We start from the raw sequence: 23440 nt of genomic DNA on the forward strand, positions 1-23440 counted from the left end.
GGTGGGCGTGCGTTCCCACAACAAGGAGAAATGATGAAGGCAATGGAGCCTCGTCTCACGCGCGCCGTCGTCGAGTGGACGGGATGGGGCACGACGCCCCTCCCGGCACGAGACGACGCACGCGTCATCGCGCGATTCGGCAGCGAAGCCGGACCCGCGCTGGCCAAGGCCGCCCGGCGGCTCGAGGCCGACTTCAGCGCCGACTCGGCGCAGTTCCGGGCGAAGCATCCCGAGATCGGGGTCGACGCGGTCGACGCGCTCGCCTGGAGCTCTGCCTACGGTCGCTGACCTGACGCGCCGCGCATGACGCGAGCCGGCTGTCCGAACGGGACGGCCGGCCCGCGGTCTGGTTCCGGTTCGGTCGGCTCCGGGTCAGTTGACACCGGGGATGACGAGCCAGCGGTTCACGAGGATGAACCAGATGACGAGCAGTACGAGCGCGCCGATCGCGAGCCCGCGTCCGCGGCGTCCGCCCATGACGAGCGCGACCACGAGCACGATCATCAGCACGATGCCGAGCACGATCGAGCCGAACGGGATGCCCGGCAGGAAGAGCGACAGCAGGAACAGTGCGGCGACGATGACCTCGATGATGCCGATGATCGACCGGCCGCGTCCGCGGAGGCGAAGCACGCCGTCGACGAGCGCGAGCGCGCCGCCGGCGAGGGCGATGATGAGGAGCCAGGACAATGCGATCATGGTGTTCCTTCGGGTTGGCGTTGGGGGCACCGAGACGCGGGAGGGGACTCCCGCGTCGCCGCCAGAGTAACGGCGCCGAGCAATCGGGGGCGAGGGGTTGCGCAACGCGGTTCCCGACGGTATTCCGCGCGGGGAATGTACCGGGGCCGTCAGAGCCAGCCGTTGTCGCGGGCGATGGCGAGCGCCTCCTGCCGGTTTCGGGCGGCCGTCTTGCCGATCGCCGAGGAGAGGTGATTGCGCACCGTGCTGGGCGAGAGGTGGAGAAGCTCGGCGATATCGGCGATCGGCGCCCCGTCGACGGATGCCGCGAGCACCTGCCGCTCCCGATCGGTGAACGGGTCGGGGGCGAGCCCGAGCGCCCTGCCCGCGAGCGATGGATCGATCACGACCTCGCCCGCGCGGACGCGGCGGATCGCGGCGGCCAACTGCGCCACCGGATCGTCCTTCACCAGGAAGCCCCGAGCGCCGGCCTGCAGCGCGCGCTGCAGGTAGCCCGGGCGCCCGAAGGTCGTGACGACCACGACGGCGCAGGCCGGCACCGCCGCCCGCAGCTCGGGGATGACATCGAGTCCGCTCCGCCCGGGCAGCTCGATGTCGAGGAGGGCGACGTCGGGTCGGCTGCGTCGGGCGGCGGGCACGATCTCGTCGCCGCGGGCGACCTCGGCGACGACGGTGAGGTCGTGCTCGAGCTCGAGCAGGCTCGCCAGCGCCGTGCGCATCATGCCCTGATCCTCGGCGATGAGGATCGTCGTGGGCGCCGTCGCACGCCCGGTCGGCGGTTCGGTCGTCGACTCGGTCATCGGTCGCGCCCTTCGCTCGACTGATCCGGGACGGTGGCGGCGAGTCGGAAGCCCTCGTCGGTCGACCTCGCCGAGATCTCGCCGCCGAGGCTCTGCAGCCGTTCCCTGAGGCCCGCGAGTCCGTCGCCCTCGGGTGCGGCCGCTCCGCGGCCGTCATCGGTGATCTCGATGCGGGCGATGCCGCGTGCGGCCGTGACAATGATGCGGCACCGTCGCGCTCCGGAGTGGCGCAGCACGTTCGTCGTTCCCTCTCGAACGACCCAGCCGAGCAACGCGTCGGCCTGCGCGCCGAGCGCATCCTCGGGCACCGCGACCTCCAACTCGATGTCGGCGGCGGCCAGTGCCGCGCGGGCGGCCGAGAGCGCATCCGCGAGCCGCATCGACCGGTAGCCGGTGACCGCGTCCCGCACGTCGGCGAGGGCGCGTCGGCCGATCGCCTCGATGTCCGCGGCGTGCGCCACGGCGGCGACGGGATCCGAGTCGACGAGCCGACGGACCGCCTCCGACTTGACGACGACGACCGAGAGCGTGTGCCCGAGCAGGTCGTGCAGGTCGCGGGAGAACCGCAGCCGCTCCTCGGCCACGGCGGCGTCGGCGAGCTGCTCGCGCGTGCGGCGCAGCTGGCCGACGACGTCCACGAGGTACCGCACGAGGAACGTGCCGACGCCGGCGAAGTACGTCGAGAAGCCGAGGAACAGGGCGGCATCGAGGGAGTTCCGCTCCAAGCCCGTGGCGATCGCTCCCGAGATGGCCGCCGCGCCCACCATGCCGAGGGCCCAGTGCCGACGGATCGCCACGGCCGCCGCGATCGCGATGAGCGGGTAGACGAACTCCTCATCGGCGTGCCAGTTGCCGACGTACGCCGCCGCCAGCGCGAGGAACCCGGCGAATGCGAGCTCCGATCGCCAGCGCGGTCGGCCCGCCCTCGCGTACGGCAGCCACGCCGTCACGGCGAACCACGAGCCGAGCGCGGCGAGCGCGATCAGGCGCGGCGGATCCGCGGTCGCAACGGCGTCGATCACGGGTCCGACGAGGAGCAGGGGTGCCCAGGCGAGTGCGAACCACGGACTCGGCCGGCGGACGAGCCACGCCAGCACCGGAATGCGGTCGAGGCGCTCGGTGACCATCTTCGAACCCCGCTCACTTCCCAGGGCGGTCGATCCTCGCCCGCGTGAGGCCGACGATCAGGATCGCACCGACCACGACGTGCATCACGGCCAGGCTCGCCAGCGTTCCGCCCTCGGCGCCCATCGAGAGCGGCCCGGTCAGCGACAGGACGAGCACGACCCAGCCTACGACGAGCCACACGCGTCGCCCATGCCGGAAGCGTTCGAGCAGTGCGAGCAGCGCCCAGGCGGCGGCGCCGGCCACGACCGCCGCGACGACGACCGCGATCGGCGTGATCGTCTGCGCGGAAGCCGCGGAGCCGACCGTGAGGCCGAGTCCGAGCAACGGTACGCTCACGGTCCAGACCGCGAGCCCGGCCGCGGCCGCGACGACGAGCGTGAGGGAGCGGATGAGCAGGCGGCGGCGCGCCGCCGACGGGGATGCCGCGGCATCCGGTGCATTCATGCTGGGGTCTGCGGTGATGTCCATGCCATCGACGCTACGGAGCGGCCCGGCGCCGCCCCAGAGGGCGATGTCCCGTCATCCGCAGGACGAATGTCACAGGCGGGCGAACTGCAACGGGCTCGCGGCGCTGCCTCGACCGAACCCTGCGACCGCTCGCCCCGGCGGCGCACCCGGGCTCCCCACAGGGCAGGGCGTAGCGTTGAGGCATGCCTGCTCGAACCACGGGAGACGTGTCCTGGGCTCGGCAGGCGAGACGGGCGCTCGGGATCTTCCGACTGACCATCGCGGCGCTCGAGATCGTGGCGATCGTCGGCAACTACCAGTACGTGCTCGGATTCCGGTCCTTCGCGACCGTGAACTTCTTCAGCTACTTCACCGTGCAATCGGCGTTCGCGGCCGTCGCGACCCTGCTGCTCGCCGGCGCGTTCGCGCTCCTGGCGCCGAGCGATCCCCCCTGGCTCGGTATCCTGCGCACGAGCGTGACGGTCTACGTGCTCGTGTCGGGCATCGTGTTCGGCCTGATCGTGGCTCAGGCATCGACTCGCGACTACCGCGTCGACGTCCCCTGGTCGGACACCCTCCTGCACTTCGTGGTGCCCGCGCTCGCGGTGCTCGCGTGGACGAGCGACGGCGTCATGGGCCTGAATCCGCGCGTGCCCTGGTCGACCGTCGGCTGGGTGCTCGTCTACCCGTCGATCTGGCTGGCCTACACGCTCGTGCGCGGCGCCGACGTCGGATGGTATCCGTACTTCTTCCTGGACGTGGCGCAGGTCGGCGGTCCCGTCGGGGTCGCCCTGTACTGCGCGCTCGTGCTCGTGATCTTCCTCGTGCTGACCGCGGCCCTCGTCACGATCAACCGGTGGCTGTGGCGAAGGGCGCGAGCCCGGGCAGCACGGCTTCCCGGAACACCCCGTCGTTCACCTGTTCCAGTCGCCGAGCCTGCTCGGCGGCGATGAGGCCGATGAGCACGGGCTCATCGGTGCCCGCGGCGACGCCCGCATCGATCCACAGGCCCACCGGCCGAACCGCGCCGACGGTGCTGAGGAAGACCGCGGGTTCGGCCGGCTCGTCGCCGGGCTGCGGCGTGACCGGTACGGGTGCCCGCCAGAACGGCTCCTCGAATCGCATCCGCACGGTGTCGACGACCCCCATGCCGAGGGTCGAGATGGCCCGCTGGTGCATGAGCGGCAGCGCGGGTTCGAACGCGATCGTGTCGGTCTGCAGCACGCCGAGCGGCACGGTCACGATCACCCGGTCGGCGCTGAGGGACTCGCCCGAGTCGAATCGCAGGCTCACGCGCTCGTCGTCGTAGGCGATGCGCACGACCGCGCTCGACAGCACCACCTGGAGCGGCTCCGCGAGCGAGGTCAGCCAGTCCGAGAGCGACCCGGTGACGAAGGCTCCGGATGCCTCGGACCGCTCGACCTCGAATCGTTGCGCCGAGACGGCAGTCGGTGTCGCGCCCGTGGCGGGCTCGACGCCGCTCGCGAGCGCGTGGCGGAGCCAGTCGGCCGGCGTGGTGCCGTCGGCGGCCGGCTCGTCGGGCAGCGGAAGCACGCCCGACGTCGCGAGCGCCGTGGCGAGCGACACGTCCTCGGAGCGGTCCTTCGCCCACGCCTGCGCGGCGGCGATCGCCTGCCAGCCCGCATCCGACGGCTCGACGGCGGTGCCGTCAGGTGTGCGCACCAGCGTGGCGGGTGATGCCGGACGCACCTCGACGCCGGCCTCGGCGAGCGCGAACTCGAGGGACGCGTCGTCGCCGATGAACATCGCACCGAACTCGGCCGTTCCGTCGCCGGCCGGGTCGTCGACGGTGTCGACGCGGCCGCCGATGCGCTCCCGTGCCTCCAGGACGATGACCTCGTAACCGGCGTCCAGGAGTTCGCGCGCCGCCGTGAGCCCGGCGACGCCCGCGCCGATGACGGCGACCCGTTCGCCCGGGCTGCCCGGGCGCATGACGTGGACGGCCGCGCGCAGGCCGGAGTCGCGTGCGCCCTGCAGCGTGCCCGGGGCATCCCTCGAGCAGGCCTCGCCGGCGAACACCAGCCGCTCGCTCACCGGCTCGCCGAGCGCCTCGCGAAGCTCGGGGGTGGCGCCCACGGCGTCGAAGCTGAACGCACCGCGCGCGAAGGGGTCGTCGGCCCACCTCGAGCGCTGCATCGAGATCGGCTCGGGCACGCCGGGGATCGGCGTCGGCGTGGCGGTGCGCGTCGGCGTCGACGTGGGAGTCGGCGGCGGCCACGTGCAGCTCGACAGGGCGATGGCGGCGATCCCCGACAGCGACGCGGCGAGGAAGGTTCGCCGGGCCATGCCGCCGGACGCCGCCCGAGAGTCCATGGACTCAGGCTATCCGACCCTGCAAAAGAAGGGCCTCAGCCGACGTACCCGTCGGCCACCGTGATCGCCTCGTCGATGATGTCGAGGCCGCGCATCAGCTCGTCCTCGGTGATGACGAGCGGCGGCGCGACGTGCATGCGGTTGAAGTGCGTGAACGGCCAGAGCCCCGCCTGCTTGCACGCGGCCGCCACGGCGCCCATCGGGGCGGCATCCGCCCCCGACGCGTTGAACGGCACGAGGGGTTCGCGGGTCTCGGTGTCCTTCACGAACTCGATGGCCCAGAACAGGCCGAGGCCGCGCACCTCGCCGACCGACGGATGCCGCTCCGCGATCTCGCGCAGGCGCGGCTCGACGACGCGCGACCCGAGGTCGCGCACGTGCTCGAGGATGCCGTCGCGTTCGAACACCTCGAAGGTCGCGACGCCTGCGGCGCAGGCGAGCGGATGCCCCGAATACGTGAGCCCGCCCGCGAACGCCACCGTGTCGAAGTGCGACGCGATGCGCTGCGAGATGACCACGCCGCCGAGCGGCACGTAACCCGAGTTCACGCCCTTGGCGAAGGTGATCAGGTCGGGCACCACGCCGAAGTGGTTCACCGCGAACCACTCGCCGACCCGGCCGAAGCCGACCATGACCTCGTCGGCGATGTAGACGATGCCGTGCCGGTCGCAGATCTCGCGCACGCCCTGCAGGTAGCCGGGCGGGGGCACGAGCACGCCGTTGGTGCCGACGACGGTCTCGATGATGATCGCGGCGACCGTGCCGGCGCCCTCGAGCGTGATGACCTGCTCGAGGTGCGCGAGGGCGCGCTCTGCCTCCTCCGCCTCGCTCGACGCGTGGAACGACGACCGGTACGGGTACGGCCCGAGGAAGTGCACGACGCTGCCGTCGCTCGGCTCGTTCGCCCAGCGGCGCGGGTCGCCCGTGAGCGAGATCGCCGTGGCCGTGCCGCCGTGGTAGCTGCGGTACATCGACAGCACCTTGCGTCGCCCGGTGACGGCGCGCGCCATGCGCACCGCGTGCTCGTTGGCGTCGGCGCCGCCGTTGGTGAAGAACACCCGGTCGAGGTCGCCGGGAGCGACCTCGGCGATGCGACGCGCGAGCTCGCCGCGCACGTCGTTCGCCATCGACGGCTGGATGGTCGCGAGGCGCCCCGCCTGCTGCTGGATCGCGGCGACGAGGTCGGGGTGCTGGTGGCCGAGGTTGAGGTTCACGAGTTGGCTCGAGAAGTCGAGGTACGCGTTGCCCTGGTAGTCCCAGAAGGTCGAGCCCTCGCCGCCGGCCACGGGCAGCGGGTCGATGAGGGCCTGCGCGCTCCACGAGTGGAACACGTGGCCGCGGTCGTCGGCGCGCACCTGCGCGTCGGCCGCGGGGTCGGGCAGCGGATGCCGCGTGCCGTGCCGGTCGACGTACGTCGCCGCCGTGGCATCCGTCGTCGCCGTCGTCGTTGTGTCGGTGAGCGTGTCGGTCATCTGGAGATCTCCATCTCAGTGCTCAGAATTCAGGAAGGGCTGCTCGGAACCGCAGGTATCGGTGTTCAGAATTCAGGAAATGAGCGAGCAGCGGATGCCGCGGTGTGCCAGAACTTGGTCGTGACCGGCGGCATCCGCCCCACGCTCCTGAATTCTGGACAGAGCCGTTCCTGAATTCTGGACAGGCGGCAGGGGTCAGTGGTTCGACGGGAAGCCGAGGTTGATCTGCGACTCCGACGGGTTCGGCCAGCGGCTCGTGACCACCTTGGAGCGCGTGTAGAAGTGCACCGACTCGGGGCCGTAGATGTGCGAATCGCCGAACAGCGAGTTCTTCCAGCCGCCGAACGAGTACGCGCCGATCGGCACGGGGATCGGCACGTTGACGCCGACCATGCCGACCTCGATGTCGAACTCGAACCGGCGGGCGGTGCCGCCGTCGCGCGTGAAGATCGCGACGCCGTTCGCGAACCGGTTCGCGTTGATGAGCGCGACCGCCTCCTCGTAGGTCTCGACGCGCACGACCGAGAGCACGGGCCCGAAGATCTCGTCCTCGTAGACCTTCATGCCCGGCTTCACGTGGTCGATGAGCGAGACGCCGACGAAGAATCCGTCGTTGTCGAACTCCTGCTGCGTGCCGTCGACCACGACCGTGGCGCCCTCGGCGCCCGCGCCGGTCACGTACGAGGCGACCTTGTCGCGGTGCTCGCGCGTGATGAGGGGACCCATCTCGCTGGAGGCATCCGTGCCGTCGCCGATCTTCAGCGAGCCCATGCGCGAACGCACCGCCTCGACGAGGTCGTCGGCGACGTCGCCGACGGCGACGAGCACCGACACGGCCATGCAGCGCTCGCCGGCCGAGCCGTAGGCCGCCGAGACGGCGGCGTCGGCCGCGCCCTCGAGATCGGCATCCGGCATCACGACCATGTGGTTCTTCGCGCCGCCGAGCGCCTGCACGCGCTTGCCGTTCGCCGACGCGCGCTCGTAGATCGACTTCGCGATGGGCGTGGAACCGACGAACGAGACCGCTCGCACGTCGGGGGAGTCGAGGATGGTGTCGACCGCGACCTTGTCGCCGTGCACGACGTTGAGCACGCCGTCGGGCAGGCCCGCCTCCTGGAAGAGCTTCGCGAGGAAGACCGACGCGCTGGGGTCCTTCTCCGAGGGCTTCAGCACCACGGTGTTGCCGCAGGCGATGGCGGATGCCACCATCCAGAGCGGCACCATGACCGGGAAGTTGAACGGGGTGATCGCCCCGACCACGCCCACGGGCTGCTTCACCGAGTGCACGTCGACGCCACGGGCGACCTGCTCGGAGTGCTCGCCCTTCAGCAGGTGCACGAGGCCGGCGGCGAACTCGACGTTCTCGATGCCGCGCGAGATCTCGCCCGCGGCATCCGACAGCACCTTGCCGTGCTCGCTCGTGAGGATCGCGGCGAGCTCGCCCTGCCGCTCGACGAGGAGGTGGCGCAGCTTGAAGAACACGTCGGCACGCTTCACGAGCCCCATCGCCCGCCAGCCGGGCAGCGCCGCCTTCGCGGCGGCGATCGCCTGCTCGACCTCGGCGGCGGAGGCGAACGCGACCTCGTGCTGCTGCACGCCCGTCGCCGGGTTGTAGACGGGACCCGTGCGTTCCGCTTCGGCGACCTCGCGGCCGGCGATGACGTGTCGGATGAGGCTCATGAAGTGTTCCTTCCGGAGGAGTCGGACAGATTGCCCGGACCGTCGTCTAGACTGATGCTCCCAGCATTGCAGAGGCAGAGAGGCCCGCCAGATGGCAGAACGTCGCGAAGACGAGTCGTTTCGAACGGATCGTTCGGGTCCCCTCGCCGACGCTGACGGCCTCCCCACGGTGCGCGAGATCCTCACGCTCGAGGCCGTCGCGCAGGGCGTGCCCGAGGTGCTCTCGGGCGACGACGCGCTCGATGCCCGCATTCGCTGGGTTCACGTCTCCGACAGCGCCGGCGTCGCCCGGCTCCTCAACGGCGGCGAGCTGCTGCTCTCGACGGGTTCCGGCTGGCCGACCGACCCGGCCGAGCTCGGAGCATTCATCGCGGGCCTCGTCGAGGCCGGCTTGGCCGGCCTCGTGCTCGAGCTCGGCGTGCACTACCGGTACGTGCCGGCGGTCGTCGAGACCGCGGCCCGCGAGCACGGGCTCGCGCTCGTCGCGCTGCACCGCGAGGTGAAGTTCGTGACCCTCACCGAGGCGGTGCACAGCCGCATCATCTCGGAGCAGACCGCGGCGCTCCGGGCGCGTGACGAGGTGCGCGAGCGCTTCACCGCGCTGAGCCTGCGCGGCTCGCCCGCCGACTTCATCGTGCACCAGCTCGCCCAGACGCTCGGCGCGGCCGTGGTGCTCGAGAACCTCGCGCACGAGGTCGTCGCCGCCGAGGTGCCGCCCGCCGCCGAGGAGGACGTGTTCGCGACCTGGGAGGCGAGATCGCGCCTCGCGCACCGGCATGATGCCGAGCGCCGCCGCCGGGGTGTCGCGGTGGGCCCCGACGAGTGGCTCGTCGTGCCTGTCGAGGCACGCGGCATCCGTTGGGGGCACCTCATCGCGCTGCCCGGGCCCGCGCACCCCGCCGGCCGCGCGAGCGTGCTCGAACAGGGCGCGATCGCGCTCGCCCTCGGACGGCTCGCCGACGGCGAGTCCGACGAGTGGGTGCGCATCGGTCGCCAGCGCCTCGTCGACGGCCTGCTCGCCGGGCGCTTCGCGGGCCTCGCCGGGGCGACGGCACGCCTCGAGGCGGCCGGACTTCCGATCGAGGGCGCCCGGCTCCACGGACTCGTCGTCACGGGAGCCCCCATCGCGAGCGGGTCGGCGGAGGCCGCGGCGCGCACGCTCGGCGGACGGGCGATCGACGCGGCGGCGGACGACTCCGTCGCGCGCGGCCCCGCCCGCATCGTGCTGCTCTCGCTTCCCGCCGATCTCGGCGACGCCCAGGCGGCGACCCTCGCCTCCGCGCTCGTGGGCGGCGACGCGGCATCCGCCGACCGCCTCGTGCTCTCGATCGGCTCGCCGGCCGAGGGTCTCGACGAACTGCTCGGCTCGCTGCAGGAGGCGATCGACCTCGCGCGCGGTGCGCGGCCGCACGGCGCCCGGGGGCCGGTGGTCCGGCGTGCCGACGATCGTCCGCTCATGCGGCTGGTGACCTCGCTGCGCGACGACCACCGGTTGCTGCGGCACAGCGAGCGCATGCTCGCGCCGCTCATCGAGTACGACCTCGCGCGTGGCGGCGGCGACCTGCTGCACGTGCTCGGCGCGCTGCTCGCGCATCCCGGCAACCGCACGGCCGCGGCCGCCGCGAGCCACCTGTCGCGCTCGGTCTTCTACCAGCGCCTCACGCTCATCGGCGACCTGCTCGGCGTCGATCTCGACGATGGCGAATCGCTCACCGCGCTGCATCTCGCGCTGCTCGTGCGGCAGAGCGTCCGACGCTGAAGATCCTGTTCACTTGCTATTGACAAGTGCACTTGCAAAGAGCAAGCTATGGATCGAGAACGAATCCACCACCGATCCGAAACGGAGCAGCACATGTCCACCAGCATCTTCGTGAACCTGCCGTCGAGCGACCTCGAGCGGTCGAAGGCGTTCTACACGTCGCTCGGATTCACGATCAACCCGAACTTCACCGACGAGAACGCCGCGTGCGTCGTGCTCAGCGACACCATCTACTTCATGGTGCTGACGCGCGAGTACCTGTCGACGTTCACCGACAAGCAGATCATCGACCCGAAGACCCAGGCGCAGGTGTCGATCGCGCTGACCCGTGACTCCCGCGAGGAGGTCGACGACGTGCTCGCGAAGGGTCTCGCGGCCGGCGGCAGCGAGCCGCGCCCGGCGCAGGACTACGGGTTCATGTACTCACGCGACCTCGACGACCCCGACGGCAACAACCTGTCGTTCCTCTTCATGGAACCCGCCGCCGCCGAGATGGGCCCCGACGCGTACATGGCCAGCCAGTCGACCAGCGCCTGACGGGCGACCGCATGGCCACACGCGGGGCGCGCGGCTTCGGCCAGTACAGCGGGGTCGCCCGAGCTCTCGAGCGGGTCGGCGACCGATGGGCGCTGCTCATCGTGCGCGACCTGCTCGTCGGTGCGCGCCGGTACGGCGACCTCAAGGCCGGGCTGCCGCGCATCCCGACGAACATCCTCAGCGATCGTCTGAAGGAGTTGCAGGAGGCCGGCGTCGTCCGCCGCGTGCCGACGGTGCGCGGCGGGTACGAGCTCACCACCCTCGGCCGTGGGCTCGAACCCGTCGTCGCCGCCCTCGAACGCTGGGGGTGGTCGGTGCTCGGCGAGCCCGGCGCCGGCGAGCAGGTCACGCCCGATGCGGTGACCGTGGCGCTGCGCACCGCGTTTCGCCCGGATGCCGCGGCGGCGCTTCCGGCAACCGAGTACGTGCTGCACGTCGCCGACGTCTCGGTCTCGGCGATCGTCGCCGGCCGCGAGCTCGACGTCGCGCCCGTCGGTCCGGGTGCCCTCCCGCAGCCGCGCCGCGCGATTCCCGACCTCGCGCCCGAGGCCGTGCTCGAACTCGCCGTCGCGCCGGCGGGGTTCCGCGACCTCGTCTCGGGCGTGCGCGGAGCCGTCTCGGTGAAGGGGCCGCCCGACGGCGTGAGCATCCTCGACGGAGGCAGCGCCCTGCTCGAACGCTTCCGGCTGACGTTCCGCATCGACCCCGTCGGCCCGCCCGACTCGTCTGCCGCGAACGAGGGCGAGCCCGAGGCATCCGTCGCCTGAGGCGGTTCTGGAGCGGCGGATGTCGCCCGAGTCGGCCCGCCCGTCAGGGCGTGACGTACACCTTGCGGAGCGTCTGCCGTACCGTCCACACGGTGCGCATCCCCGACTCGAGCCGCACGACCGAGCCCGGCGCGAGGATGATCGGGTCGGCGACGGGATGCTCGAACTCCACCGTCGCGGCGCCGGCGAGAACGACGAACACCTCGTCGGCCTCGACATCGTGCATCGCGCCGGGGGTCATCTCCCAGACGCCCACCGTGCGGCCGTCGGCCTCGTCGAGCACCAGGTGTCCGGTCGTGGGAGCGCCGTCGACGACCTGCTCGGGGTCGACGGGAACGTGCTCGAGCGTGATTGACGCGGCATCCGTGATCACGCCCGGATGCAGGCGGGGCGCGTCGCTCACGAGTCGAACCCCAGTCCGAGCGCGTCGAGGGTCTTCAGGAGCATGTTGCGCCTCCCCTGTTCGTGATCGGCGCGGTCGAGCGACCAGCGCGTGGCGTTGATGCCGATGGCCGCGGCCGGCTCGGGCGGGAACGGCAGCGGACGCTCGCGCACCATGCGCAGGCGCGTGCGCTCGTTGTCGCGCTGCTCGAGCCGGTCGAGCATCACCTCGGCGGCGAAGCGCGTCGACGCGACGCCGAGCCCGGTGAACCCGGCGGCGTAGGCCACCCGGCCGTCGCGGGCGGTGCCGAAGAATGCGCAGAATCGGGTGCTCGTGTCGATGGCGCCCGCCCACTGGTGCGTGAAGCGCAGGCCCTCGAGCTGCGGGAACGTCGTGAAGAAGTGGCTCGCGAGCCGCTCGAACGACTCGGGCCGGCGCTCGTAGGCGGCGCGCACGCGGCCGCCGTAGTGGTACACCGCGTCGTAGCCGCCGAACAGGATGCGGTTGTCGCGCGAGAGCCGGTAGTAGTGGAACTGGTTCGCGAGGTCGCCGAGCCCCTGCCGGTTCGACCAGCCGATCGACCGCAGCTGGTCGTCGGTGAGCGGCTCGGTCATCAGGGCGTAGTCGTACACCGGCACCGTCATGAGGAGATTGCGCTTCAGGAGGCTCGGGAACACGTTCGTCGCGAGCACCGCGCGCTGCGCCACGACCCGGCCGCCCTCGGTGACGACCGTGACCGCGCCCGTCGAGCCCGGCGTGTCGATGCGTCGCACCGGGGAGCGCTCGTAGATCTCGACGCCGAGTTCCTCCGCGACGCGCGCGAGCTCGACGGCGAGCTTCGCGGGGTGCAGGAGCGCGCTCGTGCGCGTCTCCCACACGGCGGCCAGGTACGTGGGGGAGTCGACCTCGGCGCGCAGGGCGGCCTGGTCGAGGAACCGCACCGAGTCATCACCTCGTGCCGCGGCATCCGCCATCTGACCGTGCAGCCACTCCACCTGGTGCGGCTCGACCGCGAGACTCAGCGCACCGTTCCGCTCGAACTCGAAGTCCATGCCGTAGTCGGACTCGGATGCCTCGATCGCGTCGAGGTTCTCGAGCCCGAGCCGGTCGAGCGTCTCCATCTCCTCGGGCCAGCGCGCGAGCCCGTTCTCGCGGCCGTGCGTGAGGCTCGCCTCGCAGAAGCCGCCGTTGCGTCCGGATGCCGCCCAGCCGACGGTCTTCGCCTCGACGAGCACGACGTGCGCTTCGGGATTGCGCCGCTTGGCGAGCACGGCCGTCCACAGGCCCGTGTAGCCGCCGCCCACGATCGCGAGGTCGGCGACGCGCTCGCCCGTGAGTGCCGGGCGTGGCGCCCTCGCCGCAGCGGTGACGTCGTCGAGCCAGAAGACGCGCTGCTCGGTGCCGGCGAGCGAGTGCTCGATGACGGATGCCGGTGGCCGGCGCCGTTCGAAGACGGTCGTTCCCACGTGTTCCCCTGTCGCGGTCGTGTCATCCCATCCTCCCGCGTTGTGCGCGGTCGCCGCCAGCCACGCGCTGTCCGGGATCGGCTCGGCGTCGGACGCGTTGCCCGGACGCCGGTGCCGCCGCACTGCGAACGTCGGATACTGCGGATATACGATCCGGCGCGCCGGGTTTCGGGCCGGATCCGCGGGGTGGCGGATCGTATATCCGCAGAAGGGGGCGTGAAGGCGGCGGGCGACGCGGCGACCGCCGGAACGACGCGGGCGGTCGCGGTCAGTGCCGGACGGTTACCGGGAGGCGCGCGCCAGCGCCTGCTCGATGCGGATGAAGGTGCGGAAGCTGCGGACCATCTCGCGCGTCGACGCGAAGTTCAGCACGACGTCGACCTCGTGCACCGGGTCGTGGAACAGGTGCGTCGCGAGGATGCCGATGTGCCCCACCGGCCGCGGCAGGCCGCGCAGCAGCGGCATGAACCCCTCGAGGCGGATCTCCATCATGCCCGCGCCGTAGTGGATGCCCGGACGGAACCGGTGGCGCACCCGAGCGAGGTGCGCGAGGCTCTCGGCGCTGAGAAGCTGCCCGCCGTGCAGGGCCCGGTTGAACGTCAGCAGGTCGCCCGGCGTCGAGATGAGACCGCCTCCGGCCCAGTCGCAGCTCATGCTCGTGAAGCGACTCACGTCCTGACGGCCGAGGCGGAACGGCGCTATCGTGGCCACCGCGGTGGTCGCGGTCGTCGGAGCGCCGACGGCGAGCGCGGCCGCGTAGTCGCGTTCGGGCAGCGAACGGAACATGAGCGCACTGTCGATCATGCCGAGCGGGTGGAGGATTCGCTCGTGCAGCACCTCGTGGAAGCCGCGACCGGTGGCCTCCTCGATGATGCGGCCGAGGAGGATGTAGCCGGTGTCGGAATACCCGAACCCCGCGCCCGGCCGGCCGACGGGCCGCTGTCGCTCGCGGCTGAAGTCGAGCAGCTCGGCCGGCGTCCAGAGGTGGTCGGGCTCGCCCAGCACGAGATCGATGAACGGGAGCCCATCCCGCACGGGGCCCTCGAAGTAATCGGCGACCCCCGATGTGTGGGTCAACAGGTGCTCGATCGTGACCTGGTCCGCGAGGTCGACGCCGTCGATCACGTACAGGTCGCGGAGTTCCACGGCGGGCAACAGCTCGGTGATCGGCGTCTCGACGACGATCGCACCCGACTCGACGAGCTGCATGACCAGCGTCGCGGTGAACAGCTTGCCGATGCTCGCGACGTGGAATCGCTGCGTCGCATCGCCGAAGCGGTAGTCGAGCGCGCCGTCGGACGAGCGCACGGCGACCTGCGGGGCGCCGAGCGGGCCGCGTCGACGCGCGACGGCAGCCAGGTGCCGGTCGAGCTCAGCGGTGAACCGCTCGGGGTCGAGGTGTGCGGTCGGCGCCATCGGGGACGCTCCCTCTCAGTAAATATCGAACCGTGATGTCACGAATAGGTATATCGCGCTCCAGAGCATACAATCATTTCGAGGAGCGGCACAAGGCAGTGGCTGACGACGGGGAGGCGAACACATGGGAAACGTGATCCTCGGGCTGCTGCTACTCGGCCCGCAGACCCTCTACTCGCTCAACAAGCAGTTCCAGCAGGGCATCTCCCTGTTCTACCGCGCCAGCTACGGCAGCCTGCAGAGCGCCCTCAGATCGCTGCTCGCGAAGGGCCACGTCACCTTCGTCGAGGGCATCGAGGGCGGTCGGAACAAGAAGACGTACTCGATCACGGATGCCGGTCGCGATGCCTTCGACGCCTGGATGCGCGCGCCCGTGGCCGGCGGCGACCTCGAGGTCGCGGCGCTCTCGAAGCTCTTCCACCTCGGCCTCGTCGACGACGACGCCACGCGTGCGGACGTGCTCGACGACATCGTCGCGGCGATCGGGCGGGAGCTCGAGGCGCTCGAGCGGTTCTCCGCGGAGATCGACGCGCTCGACGTGCCGGGCGAGTACCGCCGCGTGTTCCGCTACCGGCGCGCGACGCTCGACTACGGGCTCATGGCGCATCGGGCGGGGCTCGAGTGGTTCGCGGCGCTCGCGGAGGAGGAACGGCGGCGCACCGCGGGGTGACGGGGCCGCTCGCGGAGGGGGAGCGGCGGCGCTTCTCACTCCTCGGAGTGCGGGGCGTGCGCCTCGAGGAACTGGAACACCTCGGTCTGGTCGACGCCGGGGAACGTGCCCGTCGGCAGCGCGGCGAGTAACGAGGTCGGCGTGCGCGCGGCCGGCCACGAGGCATCCGACCACTTCTCCGAGAGCGACGACGGCGCGCGGCGGCAGCACGTCTCGTCTGGGCAGCGCGACACCGAGCGGTGCGGCGTCTCGCGTCCGCGGAACCACTTCACGTGCTCGAACGGCACCCCGACCGACACCGAGTACTCGCCCTCCTTGGCCTTCTCGATGCGCGACGTGCACCAGAACGTGCCCGTGGGCGTGTCGGTGTACTGGTAGTACGGGCTGAACCGGTCGTCGATGTCGAACACCGTGCGCGCCGTCCAGTAGCGGCAGACCGTGGTGCCCTCGACGGCGCCGAGCGCATCGCTCGGGAAGCGCACCTTGTCGTTCTCGTACGCCTTGATGATGGTGCCCGACTCGTGCACCTTCATGAAGTGCACGGGGATGTCGAGCCGGGCCGTCGCGAGGTTGGTGAACCGGTGCGCGGCCGTCTCGTACGAGACCGCGAAGTGGTCGCGGAGCTCCTCCATCGAGATGCGGCGGAGGTTCTTCGCCTCGGTGAGGTAGCGCACGGCGGCCTCCTCGGGCAGGAGGATGGCGGCCGTGAGGTAGTTGGTCTCGATGCGCTGCCGCAGGAAGTCCGCGTAGCTACGCGGCTCCTCGTGGCCGAGCACGTGCGACGAGAGCGCCTGCAGGATGGGCGAACGCGAGTCGCGCGACGGCGAGTTCTGCGTCGGCAGGTAGATGCGGCCGTTGCGCTTGTCGGTGACCGAGCGGGTCGAGTGCGGCAGGTCGCCCACGTAGTGCAGCGAGAAGCCCAGGTGCGACGCGATGTCGGCGACGAGCTGGTGCGACACCGGCCCTCCGGCGTGCCCGACCGCCTCGAGGAGCTCGGCGGCCTTCTGCTCGAGCTCGGGATAGTGGTTGTCGCGGGCTCGCATCTCGGCGCGGAGCTGGGCGTTGGCCCGGCGGGCCTCCTCGGGGGTCGCCGCGCGCTCGCGGTGCAGGCGGTCGATCTCGTTGTGCAGCGCGAGGATCGTCTCGAGCGTCTGGTCGTTGAGGCCCTTGCCGACCCGGAACGCCGGCAGCCCGAGCGCGGCGAACACCGGCCCGCGCTGGGCGCGCTCGACGGCGATCTCGAGGGCGGCGCGCTCCGACGGGGCATCCGCCCGCAGCAGGTCGTCGACCGTCGTTCCGAGCGCGAGCGCGATCGTGCGCAGCATCGAGAGCCGCGGTTCGCGCTTGCCGTTCTCGATGGCCGAGACCTGCGACGGCGCGCGGTCGATGGCGGCGGCGAGCTCGCCGAGGGTCATCCCGATGGCCGTGCGGCGCTCGCGGATGCGGCGACCGAGCGTCAGCGCATCGACGCCATCGCCATCGTCCGCAGGCTCGACGGTGACGGCCGAGAGGGCCGTGCGAGCGATCGGATCTGCGATGACCATGTTTCGATGGTCACACGGGCGAGCGGATGCCGCAAACCGAAGAAGTGGCGAAGTTCTGCCAAGCGGACCTGTGGGTCCGCATATCCGGCCCAGATGGTCATGATCGCGGGTGAAGGAGTGGCGGAATTCCGTCGGTCAGTCGTCGGATGCCGCGGCCGCGCGCTCACGGGAGGCGAGGAGCTCCGGCACGTTGCGCTCGGCCCACTCGCGCATGGCCTGGATCGGCTCGAGGAGCGAGACGCCGAGCGGCGTGAGCGCGTATTCGACGCGGGGCGGCGACTCGTGGAACTCGGCGCGCGAGACGAGTCCGTCGCGCTCGAGCGCACGGAGCGTCTCGGTGAGCACCTTCGGGGTGACCACGCCGACACGCGCCTTCAGCCGGGTGAACCGCAGTGCCCCGTCCGAGAGCGCGAGGATGACGAACATCGTCCAGCGCTCGCCGATGCGGCCGAACACGATGCGGCTGGGGCAGTTCGGGTCGAGCACGTCGACCTCGGCGACGTCGCACGGTTCGCCCGCGGCGGATCCGGCCGTCATCGAGACGCCGGGCGGCTGCAGGGTGGCGGTCGGCGACATGGGTCCTCGGTTTCGTCGGGGGAACTTCCGTTGAAGTAACCGGTATCAAATCCATACCGTACCATTCATGCGAATTCTCCTCACCGGTGCAACCGGATACATCGGATCAGCCGTGCTCGACCGTCTCATCGAGGCCGGGCACCACGTCGTCGCCGCCGTGCGCAACGACGAAGCCGCCGCCGTCGTCGCGGCCCGCGGCGCCCGGCCCGCCGTCGGAGACCTGACGGATGCCGCGTGGCTCGGCACCGCGCTCGCCGACGTCGATGCCGCCGTGCACGCCGCCGCCCCGGCCGACGGCGCGGCCGAGTTCAACGCGTCGGTCATCGACACCGTCGTCGGCTCGTTCTCCGGAACCGGCAAGCGCTTCGTGCTCACCAGCGGCCTCTGGATCTACGGCGACGGCGAGGACATCGACGAGGACGATGCACCCGACGCGCCCGAGCTCATGGCGTGGCGCCTGCCGCTCGAGGAGCGTCTGCTCGCCTCGGACGTGCAGACCGCGATCGTCACGCCCGGCGTCGTCTACGGGCGCGGTCGGGGCGTGCTGGGCCTCATCACCGACGGCCCGCGGGCGGCAAGCGGGGCCCTCACGCTCATCGGCGACGGCGAGCAGCACTGGACCTGGGTGCACGTCGACGACCTCGCCCGCCTCTACCTGCTCGCCGTCGAGCACCCCGAGCCGCTCGGCCGCCTCATCGGATCCGACGGCAGCCCGACGAGCGTGCGCGCGATCGCAGAGGCGGCGGCCGGACCGGCCGGCGTCGTCGCCCAGTCCGTCGACGCCACGCGGGCCCGGTTCGGCACCGCGTTCGCGGACGCCCTGCTCATGGACGAGCGCGCCCGCGGCGGCAGGGCGCGCGATCTCGGCTGGGTGCCCGAGCACACGAGCGTGCTCGACGAGGTGCGCGCGGCGCGCGCGACGGCCGCGTAGCACCCGGCGACGGATAACGGGCGACGGATGCCGCGGCGAGCGGCCGCGGCATCCGTCGCCGTGTTCGCGTCCGCAGCGATCGTCACGCGTCGGGGGCCGCGTACACCCGATCACCCTCGACGAACGTCTGCAGCACTCGGGTCGCCGCGATCTCGGACGCCGGGCCCGCGAACGGGTCGCGATCGAGCACCACGAGGTCGGCGAACTTGCCCGTCTCGATGGTGCCGGTGACCTGGTCGAGGTGGTTCACCCACGCCGACCCGGCCGTGTAGGCGGTGAGCGACGTGGCGAGGTCGATGGCCTGCTCGGGCAGGAACGGGCCGTACTCGCCCTCCGTGTACGCCGGCGCGGCCGTGCGGTTCACGGCAGTGTGGATGGCGGCGAGCGGGTCGGGCGTCGACACCGACCAGTCGCTGCCGGCCGCGAGCACCGCGCCGGCCCGCATCAGGTCGCCGAACGGGTACTGCCAGGCGTCGCGCGGGGAACCGAGGAACGGCAGCGTCAGCTCGACCATCTGCGGTTCGAGCGCCGCCCACAGCGATTGCATGTTCGCCGCGACGCCGAGTTCGCGGAATCGCGGCACGTCCTCGGGGTGCACGACCTGGATGTGCGCGATGTGGTGGCGGTGGTCGCCCCGGCCGTTCACGGCGATCGCGTGCTCGACCGCGTCGAGGCATTCGCGCACCGCGCGGTCGCCGATGGCGTGGAAGTGCAACTGGAAGCCGAGGGCGTCGAGCTCGGCGGCCGCCGGGTTCAGGACCGCCGGGTCGACGAACGAGATGCCCGAGTTGTCGGTGACGTGCCCGTGCCCGTCGCCGTACGGTTCGAGCATCGACGCGGTGAAGTTCTCGGCCACGCCGTCCTGCATGATCTTGATGCTCGTCGCCGCGAACCGGCCGCCGCGATACCGCTCGCGCTTCTCGACGAGCTCGGGGATCTGCTCGAGTCCGCGCGTGCGGTCCCACCAGATCGCGCCGACGACGCGCGCGGTGAGGCGACCGGATGCCGCGGCCGCGACGTACGCGGGCCCCGGATCGCCGGCGTCGCCGTAGCTGCCCACGATCGCGTCCTGCCAGCCGGTCACGCCGAACGAGTGCAGGTACCGCTGGCCGAGGAGCAGCGCCTCGGTGAGCGTCTCGAGGCTCGTCGCGGGCAGCAGCCGGTTCACGAGCGACATCGCGCCCTCGTGCAGGGTGCCGGTCGGGTTCCCGTGGGCGTCGCGCTCGATGCGGCCGTCGGCCGGGTCGGGGGTGTGGCGATCGATGCCCGCGAGCCGCAACGCGGCCGAGTTCACCCAGGCGCCGTGCCCGTCGCGGTTGGGCAGGAACGCCGGGCGGTCGGGTACGACCCGGTCGAGCGCGTCGGCCGTCGGGGTTCCGCCCGGGAACGCCGACATCGACCATCCGCCGCCGAGCACCCACTCGTCGTCGGCGTGCTCGGCCGAGTACGCCGCGATGCGGTCGAGGTACTGCGCCTCGGTCGACAGCTCCGACAGGTCGCAGCGCATGAGGTCGAGCCCGCCCCACACGGGATGCACGTGGGCGTCCTGGAATCCGGGCACGAGGAGTCGGCCGCGCAGGTCGACCACCTCGGTCGACGATCCGACGAGGTCGTGCAGGTCGTGCTCGGAGCCCACCGCGATGATCCGCCCGTCGCGCACGGCGACGGCGCTCGCGCGCGAACGCACGGTGTTCGCAGTGAAGACGGGGCCTCCGGTGAAGACGAGGTCGGCGTGGGGCATCGGGTTCCGTTCAGTGAGTCGTCGGTCGGTTGCCGGTGAGGTGTCGGTGAGTCGCCGGTCAGTTGCCGGTCATCGTGCGCGCGATCTGCGTCGCCGAGTCGCCGGCCCGCCGCAGCACGAACGCGACGAGGCCGAGCGCCAGCAGGGTGAGCACGAGCATGATGGTCGACACCGAGGCGATCTCGGGTCGGAGTCCGCTGCGCAGGGCGCTCAGCACGTACACCGGCCACGGCGTGGTGCCCGACACCTGCACGAACGCGGCGATGACGGTGTTGTCGAGGCTCAGCGTGAACGAGAGGAGGAAGCCCGCGAGCACCGCGGGCATCGCCAGGGGCAGCGTCACCCGCCGGAACGTCGCGAACGGCTTCGCGTAGAGGTCTGCCGAGGCCTCCTCGAGTTGCGCGTCGAGCCCGACGAGCCGGGCGCGCACGATGTACGACACCACCGCCGTCGAGAACAGCGAGTGGCCCACCACGAGCCGCACGATGCCGTCGTTGAAGAGGCCGATGCCGAGGTCCTGGCCGAGGAACACCAGCCAGGGCAGCAGCGCCACGGCGTCGACGATCTCGGGGGTCACCGACACGAGCAGCAGCAGTCCGATGAACCAGACGACCCATCGGCCCGGATGCCGCGCCATCGCGATGCCCGCGAGCGTGCCGAGCACCGTCGCGACGAGTGCCGCGATCGCGCCGGTCTGGATCGACACCCACACCGCGTCGCGGATCGCCGGCTTCTCGAGCAGGGTGAGGAATCCGTCGAATCCGAACTCGTTCCAGGCGACGAGGAGCCGGCCCGTGTTGAACGAGTAGATGACGATGACGATGATCGGGGCGAAGAGGAAGAGGAGCACGAGCACGCCCCACACGTTCAGGGCGACATCCGACCACGATCTCCGCGGTCCCCGAGCCTGTCGAAGGGTCACGACGCGACCCCCTGCGTCTCGCGTGCGGGAGCCGGGGCCTCGGCGGGTGCGCCGCCGTTCGCCGCACCGATGACGAGTCGGTTGCGAATGCGGAACGGCAGGGTCACGAGCCACACCACGAGCGCACCGATCGCGACGGTCACCATGATCACGAGGATGAGCATGACCGCCATGGCGGAGCCGAGCGCCCAGTTCTGCGCGGTCTGGAACTGGCTCGCCACGAGCTGCCCGACCATGTTGCCCTTCGCGCCGCCGAGCACGGTGGCGGTGATGTAGTCGCCCATCAGGGGGATGAACACGAGCAGCACCCCGGCGATGACGCCCGGCCGGGCGAGCGGCAGGGTGACCCGGGCGAACGTGCGCCACCGATCGGCGCCGAGGTCCTTCGACGCCTCTCGCAACGGGGTGCCGACCCGGTCGAACGCGACGAAGAGCGGCAGGATCATGAGCGGCAGGTAGTTGTAGACCACGCCGATGAGCACCGCCGTGCGGGTGTAGAGGATGTCGAGCGGTCCCGCGATGAGGCCGAGGTCCTGCAACAGCGACGAGAGCCAGCCCTCGGGCGCGAGTATCACCTGCCAGCCGATCGTGCGCACGAGGAAGTTCGTCCAGAACGGCACCATGACGAGTGCGATGAGCAGGCCCCGCTTCGAGGGCGGTGCCTTCACGGCCATCCAGTACGCGACCGGGAGCCCGATGACCAGGCACAGCGCGGTGCCCGCGAGGCCGATCCAGAGCGTGTTCAGGAACGTCGTGAAGAACGTGGGCGACAGCGCCTCGAGATAGCGGTCGAACGACAGCACGTCGTTCGCGTGCGTGCCGAAGATGCCGGGCTTGTATCCGAAGCTGAACCAGACCACCATCGCCACGGGGGCGACGAAGAAGACCAGCAGCCACGCCCACGCGGGGATCGCGAGGGCGAAGCTCGGCATCCGCCGACTACGCACCGGCGGCGGCCTTGGTCTTGTTCCAGATGTCGACGCGACGCTGCTGTGCCTCGTTCACCTCCCCCTCGCGCATGGTCTCGATCTGCTCCGGCGTGAAGAACACGAGGTCGAGCATGGGCAGCTCCGCGTCGACCGCCGCCTCCTCGATGCCCGTCGCGCCCGTGTGGTAGCCGATGTAGTCGAGCTGCTCGAGCTGGTTCTCGGGCGTGAGCACGAAGTTGATGAACGCGTGCGCCGCTTCGGGGTTCGGCGCACCGGCGGCGATCGCCCAGTTGTCCATCCAGATCTCGGTCTCGGGGCCGGGGAGCACCCACTGCCAGCGGTCGGGGTCGGGGCTCTCGAGGATGCCGATGCGGGCGTCGCCGTTCCACACCTGCATCAGCGCGTGGGTGGCCTGCGGGATCGCCGCGCCGCCGGGATACGAGTCGAAGGCCGAGATGTTCGGCGCGAGCGTGTTCACGAGGTAGTCCTCGGCCGCCGCGAGCTCCGCCTCATCGGTGGTGTTCCAGTCGATGCCGTTGGCCCAGAAGTAGATGCCCGTGAGGTCGCCCGGGTCGTCGAGCACGCTCGTGCGGCCGGCCGCCTCGTTCTGCGCGGCGTCGAGGAAGTCCGACCAGGACGCGAGCTCGCGGGTGATGACGGTCCGGTCGTAGACGTAGCCCGTCGTACCCCACGCCTTGCAGATCGAGTACGCGTTGTCGGGATCCCAGGCGCGGCCGAGGAACGCCGGGTCCATGAACTCGAGGTTCGGGATGAGGTCGAGGTTCAGTTCCTGCAACAGGCCGTTCTCGATCATCTGCGGGATGAAGACGCCCGTCGGCACGACGATGTCGTAGCCCGACGTGCCCTTCGCGGCCACCAGCTTCGAGATGAGCTCCTCGTTGGAGCCGAACGAGTCGAGCGTGATCCGCGGGCCGAGCTCGTCGGTGAAGGCGGCGAGCACGTCGGGGCTGTCGTAGTCGCCCCACGTGTAGATCGACAGCTCGTCCTCGAGGGCGCCGCCGGTGGCCTGGGGGGCGGTCGAGGTTCCGCCCCCGGGCGTGCATGCGGCCAGGAGGCCCGTGGCGCCCGCAGCCGCCGCGAAGCTCAGGAACCGGCGCCGCGAGAGTTCGCTGCGGATCATCTTCGCGGCGCTCTCGCTCGCGAGGATGCGGACGGGGTTGCGGTGCTCGGTCATGTCGGTCTCCGTCGTGATCGGTGGATGGACTCAGAGAGTGGGTGG

Annotated in this window: 23 protein-coding genes; 7 read left to right on the top strand and 16 right to left on the bottom strand. The window is 71.2% G+C overall.

Translation table 11 applies throughout. The annotated features are described in order from the left end of the window. Nucleotides 1-33 precede the first annotated feature (33 nt). A complete protein-coding gene (locus EZM51_RS15535) occupies nt 34-288 on the top strand; it encodes a hypothetical protein (RefSeq protein ID WP_136709229.1) in 255 nt (84 codons plus the stop codon). A gap of 84 nt (nt 289-372) precedes the next feature. Here the strand turns inward: EZM51_RS15535 and EZM51_RS15540 are convergent, their stop codons facing one another. The 4 genes from EZM51_RS15540 to EZM51_RS15555 form a co-directional block, all read right to left on the bottom strand. Continuing rightward, on the bottom strand, nt 373-699 hold the full coding sequence (locus EZM51_RS15540) for a hypothetical protein (RefSeq protein WP_136709230.1): 327 nt from the start codon (nt 697-699) through the stop codon (nt 373-375). Nucleotides 700-848: 149 nt separating this feature from the next. After that, complete coding sequence (locus tag EZM51_RS15545) at nt 849-1499, bottom strand: response regulator transcription factor (protein ID WP_136709231.1); 651 nt, start codon at nt 1497-1499, stop codon at nt 849-851. Beyond that, the gene (locus EZM51_RS15550) at nt 1496-2626 is read right to left on the bottom strand and encodes a histidine kinase (protein ID WP_136709232.1); all 1131 of its coding nucleotides are present in this window, start codon (nt 2624-2626) and stop codon (nt 1496-1498) included. The genes EZM51_RS15545 and EZM51_RS15550 overlap by 4 nt, the downstream gene beginning before the upstream one ends. A gap of 13 nt (nt 2627-2639) precedes the next feature. Beyond that, nucleotides 2640-3095 (bottom strand): DUF6069 family protein, encoded by a 456-nt coding sequence (locus EZM51_RS15555; RefSeq protein WP_211195941.1) that lies wholly within the window; start codon nt 3093-3095, stop codon nt 2640-2642. Between the two features lie 182 nt (nt 3096-3277). Here EZM51_RS15555 and EZM51_RS15560 point away from each other — a divergent pair, with 182 nt between their 5' ends. Beyond that, a complete protein-coding gene (locus tag EZM51_RS15560; RefSeq protein ID WP_136709233.1) occupies nt 3278-4027 on the top strand; it encodes a Pr6Pr family membrane protein in 750 nt (249 codons plus the stop codon). Here EZM51_RS15560 and EZM51_RS15565 read toward each other — a convergent pair. From EZM51_RS15565 to EZM51_RS15575, 3 genes are all read right to left on the bottom strand, one after another. Continuing rightward, a complete protein-coding gene (locus EZM51_RS15565) occupies nt 3924-5408 on the bottom strand; it encodes an FAD-dependent oxidoreductase (RefSeq protein ID WP_136709234.1) in 1485 nt (494 codons plus the stop codon). The genes EZM51_RS15560 and EZM51_RS15565 overlap by 104 nt on opposite strands. Nucleotides 5409-5443: 35 nt before the next feature. Beyond that, nucleotides 5444-6880, bottom strand: a complete 1437-nt coding sequence (locus tag EZM51_RS15570; protein WP_136709235.1) for an aspartate aminotransferase family protein — start codon at nt 6878-6880, stop codon at nt 5444-5446. A 195-nt stretch (nt 6881-7075) separates the two neighbouring features. Continuing rightward, the gene (locus EZM51_RS15575; protein ID WP_136709236.1) at nt 7076-8560 is read right to left on the bottom strand and encodes a CoA-acylating methylmalonate-semialdehyde dehydrogenase; all 1485 of its coding nucleotides are present in this window, start codon (nt 8558-8560) and stop codon (nt 7076-7078) included. A 91-nt stretch (nt 8561-8651) separates the two neighbouring features. On the opposite strand from EZM51_RS15575, the gene EZM51_RS15580 reads away from it, so the two are divergent. The 3 genes from EZM51_RS15580 (at nt 8652) to EZM51_RS15590 (ending at nt 11623) form a co-directional block, all read left to right on the top strand. Then, complete coding sequence (locus EZM51_RS15580) at nt 8652-10319, top strand: PucR family transcriptional regulator (protein WP_248305693.1); 1668 nt, start codon at nt 8652-8654, stop codon at nt 10317-10319. 93 nt (nt 10320-10412) lie between these two features. After that, nucleotides 10413-10856, top strand: a complete 444-nt coding sequence (locus tag EZM51_RS15585; protein ID WP_136709237.1) for a VOC family protein — start codon at nt 10413-10415, stop codon at nt 10854-10856. Nucleotides 10857-10867: 11 nt separating this feature from the next. After that, nucleotides 10868-11623: a helix-turn-helix domain-containing protein gene (locus tag EZM51_RS15590; protein WP_136709238.1), complete on the top strand. Its 756-nt coding sequence runs from the start codon at nt 10868-10870 to the stop codon at nt 11621-11623. A gap of 43 nt (nt 11624-11666) precedes the next feature. Here EZM51_RS15590 and EZM51_RS15595 read toward each other — a convergent pair whose 3' ends face one another. The 3 genes from EZM51_RS15595 to EZM51_RS15605 all read right to left on the bottom strand — a co-directional run bounded on the left by EZM51_RS15595 (nt 11667) and on the right by EZM51_RS15605 (nt 14887). Next, entirely contained in the window at nt 11667-12026 is a 360-nt protein-coding gene (locus EZM51_RS15595) for a cupin domain-containing protein (RefSeq protein WP_248305694.1), read from the bottom strand. After that, nucleotides 12023-13471, bottom strand: coding sequence for an FAD-dependent oxidoreductase (locus tag EZM51_RS15600; protein WP_136709239.1), 1449 nt, complete (start codon nt 13469-13471; stop codon nt 12023-12025). The genes EZM51_RS15595 and EZM51_RS15600 overlap by 4 nt, the downstream gene beginning before the upstream one ends. A 282-nt stretch (nt 13472-13753) precedes the next feature. Further along, on the bottom strand, nt 13754-14887 hold the full coding sequence (locus EZM51_RS15605) for a serine hydrolase domain-containing protein (protein WP_136709240.1): 1134 nt from the start codon (nt 14885-14887) through the stop codon (nt 13754-13756). 124 nt (nt 14888-15011) lie between these two features. Between EZM51_RS15605 and EZM51_RS15610 the strand changes: the two genes are divergently transcribed. Continuing rightward, a complete protein-coding gene (locus EZM51_RS15610) occupies nt 15012-15557 on the top strand; it encodes a PadR family transcriptional regulator (protein WP_136709241.1) in 546 nt (181 codons plus the stop codon). Between the two features lie 35 nt (nt 15558-15592). On the opposite strand, the gene EZM51_RS15615 is transcribed toward EZM51_RS15610, so the two are convergent. Both EZM51_RS15615 and EZM51_RS15620 read right to left on the bottom strand, forming a co-directional pair. Next, on the bottom strand, nt 15593-17101 hold the full coding sequence (locus EZM51_RS15615) for a helix-turn-helix transcriptional regulator (RefSeq protein ID WP_136709242.1): 1509 nt from the start codon (nt 17099-17101) through the stop codon (nt 15593-15595). Between the two features lie 135 nt (nt 17102-17236). Continuing rightward, nucleotides 17237-17677 (bottom strand): helix-turn-helix domain-containing protein, encoded by a 441-nt coding sequence (locus EZM51_RS15620; RefSeq protein WP_349236071.1) that lies wholly within the window; start codon nt 17675-17677, stop codon nt 17237-17239. A gap of 67 nt (nt 17678-17744) precedes the next feature. Between EZM51_RS15620 and EZM51_RS15625 the strand changes: the two genes are divergently transcribed. Continuing rightward, nucleotides 17745-18608, top strand: a complete 864-nt coding sequence (locus EZM51_RS15625) for an NAD-dependent epimerase/dehydratase family protein (RefSeq protein ID WP_136709243.1) — start codon at nt 17745-17747, stop codon at nt 18606-18608. 82 nt (nt 18609-18690) lie between these two features. Here the strand turns inward: EZM51_RS15625 and EZM51_RS15630 are convergent, their stop codons facing one another. Genes EZM51_RS15630 through EZM51_RS15645 form a run of 4 tightly spaced genes read right to left on the bottom strand, consistent with a single transcriptional unit; the run spans nt 18691 to nt 23395 of the window. Continuing rightward, the gene (locus tag EZM51_RS15630) at nt 18691-20349 is read right to left on the bottom strand and encodes an amidohydrolase (protein WP_136709244.1); all 1659 of its coding nucleotides are present in this window, start codon (nt 20347-20349) and stop codon (nt 18691-18693) included. A 58-nt stretch (nt 20350-20407) separates the two neighbouring features. After that, on the bottom strand, nt 20408-21271 hold the full coding sequence (locus EZM51_RS15635) for an ABC transporter permease (RefSeq protein ID WP_136709245.1): 864 nt from the start codon (nt 21269-21271) through the stop codon (nt 20408-20410). Next, a complete protein-coding gene (locus EZM51_RS15640) occupies nt 21268-22203 on the bottom strand; it encodes an ABC transporter permease subunit (RefSeq protein WP_136709246.1) in 936 nt (311 codons plus the stop codon). Before EZM51_RS15640 ends, EZM51_RS15635 begins: the two co-directional genes overlap by 4 nt. Before the next feature lie 7 nt (nt 22204-22210). After that, complete coding sequence (locus EZM51_RS15645; protein ID WP_136709247.1) at nt 22211-23395, bottom strand: spermidine/putrescine ABC transporter substrate-binding protein; 1185 nt, start codon at nt 23393-23395, stop codon at nt 22211-22213. Nucleotides 23396-23440: the final 45 nt, after the last annotated feature.

The sequence above is a fragment of the Agromyces sp. H66 genome, assembly GCF_004959775.1.
Classification (GTDB): domain Bacteria; phylum Actinomycetota; class Actinomycetes; order Actinomycetales; family Microbacteriaceae; genus Agromyces.